The following is a 6086-nucleotide window of genomic DNA, read 5'->3' as shown; positions in this document are numbered from 1 at the left end:
AAAAGGAACCAAGATCCGAACCAGTCCGAAAAACCCGGCCGACAAAACGCCGCCCACGTCTCTCTTTCTTTCTCGCTTTATTCAATTGTCAAAGATCACACGACATCGGCCGTGCCGGGCTCGTCGATTGCTCGCCTAACCCGTTTGAAAACTTGCTAGACCCGAGTGGGTCGGAAGCTCTCGGAACTCGTTTCGGCTGGCACCAGAGCGAACCGAAGGGCTCGCCGGCGGCGCCTGCGCCGTCGATGGGTGGCTTATAGGCCGAGGTTGCTCGTGCGGTCAACAGCCTTTTTCGAAAAAAATGCGAAGGCCCGATTTTTTCTCGCAAAGGCCCGAAATCCCGCATTCTCAGGCTTCCGCGACGTCATCGCTTCGTCATGGGTGGAGCCCCGCCGTTCTATAGAACCCTTCACCGGCATCCTATCCGGGGCCTCCGGGCGAGGGCCTTTGGGAGCTCTCCGCAAACGCATCTCTGTCGCGGTGGGGCGTCCGAGAGCAGGATATAAATCTGATGCTAGAGGTCTTGTTATCGGGTCGATGACTACGCATGCGCGGCTGTCGCGCTCCCATGGCATAGTCGTGTTTCAGGGGGCGAGCGCGCCGCCAAAGGCGACGTCATAGACGAGTTTGACGTTCAGCCCGATGATGAGGACGGCGATCAGGGTGGCCAAGGCGAGCATCCAGATCGGCGCCCGCAGGGCCCCCATTCGCTGGGAGTCCGCCGAGAACATGACGAGGGGAACGACGGCGAAGGGCAACTGCAGGGACAGGACGACCTGGCTCATGACCAGGAGTTCAGCCGCCCCCTTCTCCCCATAGAGGATGATCATCGCGGCCGCGGGGACGATCGCGATCCCGCGCGTAACGAGCCGGCGCAGAACCGGCGAGATTCGCAGGGCGAGAAAGCCCTGCATGACGATCTGCCCGGCCAGCGTCGCGGTGACTGTCGAGGAGAGACCCGAGGCGAGAAGCGCCACCGCGAAGAGGATTGGGGCGATGGATGCGCCGAGAAGCGGGGCGAGAAGCGCATGGGCGTCGGTCAGATCCTCCACCGACCCCGTGCCCGCGGAGTAGAAGGCTGCTGCGGCAAGGATGAGGATCGCGGCATTCACCAGGAAGGCGAAACCCAGCGCGATCGTCGAATCGAGCGTGGCAAAGCCGATCGCCTCCCGGCGCTGGGCCGTGCTCTGACCATAGGCGCGCGTCTGAAGAATCCCTGTATGAAGGTAGAGATTGTGCGGCATCACCGTCGCCCCGAGAATGCCGAGAGCGAGATAGAGCATCCGCTCATGGGTCACGATCTCCGGCGTCGGCAGCAGCCCGACGGCGATCGCGGCGAATGAGGGCTGGGCAAGAAGCAATTCGCCGACGAAACACAAAGCGATGATAAGAATCATCGCTGCGACGAAGGCTTCGATCCAGCGAAACCCGCGCGATTGCAGATAGAGAATCAGGAATACGTCGAGCGCCGTGACCACGACGCCCCAGACCAGCGGCAGGCCGAACAGGAGTTGCAGGCCGATGGCGGTGCCGATCACCTCGGCAAGGTCGGTCGCCACGATCGCGATCTCGGCCAGAAGCCAGAGAATCACGGCGACCGGTTTCGAATAGCGGTTGCGGCAGGCCTGGGCCAGATCCTCTCCGGTGGCGATGGCAAGCCGCGCGCAGAGCGCCTGGAGGAGGATCGCCATGAGCGAGGAGAGCAGGACGGCAGTGAGCAGCGTATAGCCGAATTCCGACCCGCCGGCGATCGAGGTCGCCCAATTGCCCGGATCCATATAGCCGACAGCCACGAGGAAGCCGGGACCGAGAAAGGCGAGAAAGCGGCTGAAGAAAGAGCCCTCGCGCAGACGAATCGAGCGTTGCACCTCGGACAGAGAGGCTTCAGGACGCAGGGAGGACGTGGTCTGTCCCTCGATCGCCGTATCGGCATGGCTGTCGTTCAAGGGATCGTGGCTCCTTGCGATCGTTTGGCGCGTCTTTGGCCCGCATCCGACGCGGCCGCGACATGGGGGCACTCGGGCTCGGCCGTTCTAGCGCCAATGTGGAGAAGAGCCCTCTCTTCGGCCCATCCGCCAGTCAATCTGGGGGCATGGGGCGTTCGGCCAAGGGCGAGCGACGCCGTCCGGCTTCAAAGGCCGCTTGATAGCGGCGCCGGAATGGTCAAAGCACGCAAAGCTTGGCACAATTGGCCGATCATGCCTCGCATTCTGGCGGCGGGCATCGGGCGGAAGACAGCGAGCGATGGAAAGGTGGACGAACGGCATGGGGGGAGAGAATCAGGCGCGCATCGCGGATTACGAAGCGATTCTCCGCCGCTCCGGCATGCGTCTGACCCGTCCGCGCAAGATCATCATCGCGATTCTCGCCGAGAGCGCCGATCATCCCGACGCGCTCGAAATCTTCCGGCAGGCCAGCGCTGAAGACACCTCTGTCTCGCTCTCGACCGTCTATCGAACCATGAAGGTTCTGGAGGAAAAGGGCGCCATTCAGCGCCATGTCTTCGAAGGGGGGCCGGCCCGCTTCGAGCCCGATCGCGGCGAGCATCACGACCATCTCATCGATATCGAGACCGGACAGGTGGTCGAATTCCGCTCCGACCGGATCGAGCGGCTTCAGGAAGAGATCGCCCGCGAACTCGGCTATGAGATCGTCAGCCATCGCCTGGAGCTTTACGCCAAACGCGTCGGCAAGAACTGACGGTTTCGCATCCGTTTCACGAACAGGCCTCAGACCGCGTAGAAGCGACCCGCCAGACGGGACAATTCATGGGGCGGCATCCGCTCGGCAGGTCCCGCAAAGCGCAGGCCGATCTCGCCATGCGCCTGCCAGACCACGAAGGCGGCGCGCAGGGTCCCCTCCGCCTCGTCGAGAAGGATGAGCGAGGGTGGCAGCATCCCCTTGCCATAGCGGCGAACCCGCGCCCCGCCTGACGAGAGATCGACAGCCGAGCCATCCTCGATGAAGCGCTTGTGCAAGGTCACGAGCTTGACCGGCCGCAGCCGTGTGCGGCGGCGCGCGTGGGTGCGAAGGTCGGCGGCAGGCCGGGAGGGCGATGGAACACGCATGGGATAAGGATGGCGCGAAGCCGTGAAGGCGCTCTTAACGCGTCCCCGCGAAGATGTGTCCTAACTGATCCCCACTCCCCCTCGCCCGGTTCGCTGCGCCCATGCGCAATTAGCTTTCGCGAAGCTGGAGCATCGAAACGCCCCGTTAAGGATGCCGTGGCACCGTAGAAATCGATCGAGGACGACGAAAAGCCGGGCAAGCGCCGATGCCTGACAAGGGCAAGAGGCGCTCGTCCGACCCCTGTCGCTTCACCCATTCCTTCCGCGCACGGACGGCGGGAACGCATGAGGCGTTTCTGGCGACGGCTCGGTTTGTGCCACGGGCCCATGAAACCATCGGTTTGATGAGCCTGTCGCCAGCACGAGCGGCGTTCGAGCCCCTCGCCGGACATGGATTGACCCTTGGGGCACTTCATTCGTCCGGCGGTATCATGCCGCCATTTGGTTGGAGATTTGAGTATCCATGAGATCGCAACCTACGAAACTGGCCATTGCCGACGAAGTGCAGGCGGCGGAGATCGCCGAACGCCCCGATGCGGACCGGGTGGTCCAATTCCTGGCCTTCGCGGTCTTCACTCTGTCGATCGGATTCTTCGGCGCGGTGACGACGATTTCCTATACGGATCCGGGCTTCTTCGATCGGATGCTGATCGCCGACATCAAACGCACCGATATCGATCCGATTTCCGTCGGCTCGACCAGCAAGCCGGGGTCCGATATCAATGTGGAAGCAATGCCGGTGCCGCAATTGGTGCGCCCGCGCGATCTGACACCGCAGGATTTCGCCATCGTCATGGTCTTCGGTGGCGAAGCCCATCTCGCCTCCCCTGGTGAGCTCTGGCGCGTCAAGGTCGGATCGGAAGTGCCAGGCCTCGGCAAGATCCTCGCCATCGAGGAAAGCCAGAACGGCGGCACGATCAAGACCGAAAAGGCCGTCTTGACCGGCATTCCGCAATAAGACTGCATCCGGCTGATCAGGCCGGTGTCGTGTCAAAGCCAGACTGTAAATGTCGGGCACCGTATCATTTCTTCTCGAGAAGAATCTGGCCTTCCTTTTTCAACCGGCCGCGCAGCTTGTCGGCGATGGATGCGAGGAACATCGGCAGATCGACCTCCACATGAACGTGGTCGTCCTCGATGTCGAGCCGTCCGGTCACGGTCTGGCCCATCACCCGCGCCTTGAAGTCGAGATGGTCCCCGGTCCAGACATCGTCGAACTTCACCATGCCGCCCAGCATGTCTTGGCGCAGCTTGGCAAAGCCCTCGTCGATGCGCTGGCGGGCCGCCGCGCGTCCGAGCTTGTGCGGGATATCGACCTTGATCGTTTCGGCCATCGGGTCCTCCGGTTCAACCTTCCGACGATATGGAGAGCCGGGACGCCGGGTACAATCCATCAGCTCGATCCTTGGGAAACCAGGGTCGGAGCTTTGGTCGTCCTATGGCCGATATCGTCAGTGTCGGTATGACGCCACAAGACGCAAAAAGGGCCGGCGGATGATCCTCCGCCGACCCTTTCGATGTGATGCGTCGCTATCGCTTAGACGGCCGCACCCGCCTGACGGCGCTGGCCGCCGCGCGAGCGGCGCGGGCGACCCGATGGCTTTTGGGCCGAGCGGCCTTCGCCGCCGGCGTCCTGACGCGGTCCCCTCGCCCCATCGCGCGCGCCTTGCGGCTGGGGCTTGCGATCGCGCTGGCCGTTGGAGCGCCCACCGTTCGGCTTCTGCCCGACCGGCTTGCGACCGCGACCGCCCCGGCGCTCGCCGGAATTGTCCTCGGCGGCATAATCACCCGAGGCCGCGTAATCGGTCGGCTGCGGCGTCAGATCGACGCCGGTCAGCTTGGCGATCGCCCGCAGCTTGGCGCGCTCGGACGGATCGACCAAGGCGACGGCTTCGCCGGAACGACCGGCACGGGCGGTGCGCCCGATGCGGTGGACATAGCTCTCCGGCTCTTCCGGCAGATCAAAATTCACCACATGGCTGATATCGTCCACATGGATGCCGCGGGCGACGATGTCGGTCGCCACCAGCACATTGATCTCGCCCGACTGGAATTCGCCCAGCGCCCGCTGGCGGGCACCCTGGCTCTTATTGCCATGGATCGCGGCCGAGGCGATGCCGGCCTTATCGAGATCGCCCGCAAGCCGGTTGGCGCCGTGCTTGGTGCGGGTGAAGACGACGATCCGCCCATCAGGATGCTTGCCCAGAAAGTCGATCAGCCAAAGCTTCTTGGCCTTTTGCGGCACGGCATAGACGGTCTGGGCGATCGCCTCGACGGTCACGACTTCCGGCGTCACAGAGACCTTCACCGGCTCGGTGAGGATCTTCTTGGACAGGTCCTCGATAGCCTTCGGCATCGTCGCCGAGAACAGCATCGACTGACGCTCGTCCGGCAGGCGATCGACGATCTTCATGACATCGCGCACGAAGCCCATGTCGAGCATGCGGTCGGCCTCGTCGAGGACGAGGAAACGCGTCGCCTCGAAACCAATCGCCCGCTGGTTCATCAGGTCGATGAGCCGGCCCGGCGTTGCGATGAGAATGTCGACGCCGCGCCCGAGCGTGGCGATCTGCGGGCGGATCGAGACGCCGCCGAAGACGACGGCATGGGTCAGACGCGTGCCTTCGGCGTAATTGGCGATCGATTCGCCGATCTGGACGGCGAGTTCGCGGGTTGGGGCCAGAATCAGCGCCTTGGTGGTCTTTGGCGCCGGCCGCGAAGGATGGGAGAGGATGGCGTTGAGGACCGGCAGCGAGAAAGCCGCGGTCTTGCCGGTTCCGGTCTGGGCGACGCCGAGAATGTCGCGGCCTTCGAGGGCGGCGGGAAGCGCGCGGGCCTGGATCGGGGTTGGCGTTTCAATCGAAAGGCGCGACAAAGCGCGCGTAAGCGTTTCGGCAAGGCCGAACGCCTGGAAAGTCTCTGAAGTCAAGAACGATGCCTTGGAAGAAATGCGGCCATTTGGGCCGCGAAAAGGACCGATCGTTCCTGCGCAGAAGGAAACGAGCGGAGGGCCGTGCC

6 protein-coding genes are annotated in these 6086 nt (G+C 63.5%); 2 read left to right on the top strand and 4 right to left on the bottom strand.

Annotated elements, in window-relative coordinates:
- Positions 1-584: 584 nt before the first annotated feature.
- On the bottom strand, positions 585-1946 hold the full coding sequence (locus tag B9A15_RS20800) for an Nramp family divalent metal transporter (RefSeq protein WP_084412638.1): 1362 nt from the start codon (positions 1944-1946) through the stop codon (positions 585-587).
- 298 nt (positions 1947-2244) lie between these two features.
- Between B9A15_RS20800 and B9A15_RS20795 the strand changes: the two genes are divergently transcribed.
- Entirely contained in the window at positions 2245-2700 is a 456-nt protein-coding gene (locus B9A15_RS20795) for a Fur family transcriptional regulator (protein WP_244557058.1), read from the top strand.
- A 29-nt stretch (positions 2701-2729) separates the two neighbouring features.
- Here B9A15_RS20795 and B9A15_RS20790 read toward each other — a convergent pair whose 3' ends face one another.
- Positions 2730-3068, bottom strand: coding sequence for a hypothetical protein (locus B9A15_RS20790; protein ID WP_084412634.1), 339 nt, complete (start codon positions 3066-3068; stop codon positions 2730-2732).
- A 463-nt stretch (positions 3069-3531) separates the two neighbouring features.
- On the opposite strand from B9A15_RS20790, the gene B9A15_RS20785 reads away from it, so the two are divergent.
- The gene (locus tag B9A15_RS20785; protein WP_139798522.1) at positions 3532-4026 is read left to right on the top strand and encodes a hypothetical protein; all 495 of its coding nucleotides are present in this window, start codon (positions 3532-3534) and stop codon (positions 4024-4026) included.
- A gap of 64 nt (positions 4027-4090) precedes the next feature.
- On the opposite strand, the gene B9A15_RS20780 is transcribed toward B9A15_RS20785, so the two are convergent.
- Together B9A15_RS20780 and B9A15_RS20775 are read right to left on the bottom strand one after the other, a co-directional pair.
- Entirely contained in the window at positions 4091-4402 is a 312-nt protein-coding gene (locus tag B9A15_RS20780; protein WP_084412630.1) for a polyhydroxyalkanoic acid system family protein, read from the bottom strand.
- 203 nt (positions 4403-4605) lie between these two features.
- Positions 4606-5997: a DEAD/DEAH box helicase gene (locus tag B9A15_RS20775; RefSeq protein WP_084412657.1), complete on the bottom strand. Its 1392-nt coding sequence runs from the start codon at positions 5995-5997 to the stop codon at positions 4606-4608.
- Between the last annotated feature and the right edge of the window lie 89 nt (positions 5998-6086).

This window comes from Fulvimarina manganoxydans (assembly GCF_900176465.1).
GTDB classification, from domain to species: Bacteria; Pseudomonadota; Alphaproteobacteria; order Rhizobiales; family Rhizobiaceae; genus Fulvimarina; species Fulvimarina manganoxydans.
The sequence above is the reverse complement of the archived record's forward strand: the minus strand, read 5'-3'. Positions and strand labels throughout refer to the sequence as shown.

Excerpts from the sequence above, each read along its gene's own strand:
- B9A15_RS20795 (WP_244557058.1), top strand. The coding sequence starts at position 2,245 with ATGGAAAGGTGGACGAACGGCATGGGGGGAGAGAATCAGGCGCGCATC.
- B9A15_RS20790 (WP_084412634.1), bottom strand. The coding sequence starts at position 3,068 with ATGCGTGTTCCATCGCCCTCCCGGCCTGCCGCCGACCTTCGCACCCAC.
- B9A15_RS20785 (WP_139798522.1), top strand. The coding sequence starts at position 3,532 with ATGAGATCGCAACCTACGAAACTGGCCATTGCCGACGAAGTGCAGGCG.
- B9A15_RS20780 (WP_084412630.1), bottom strand. The coding sequence starts at position 4,402 with ATGGCCGAAACGATCAAGGTCGATATCCCGCACAAGCTCGGACGCGCG.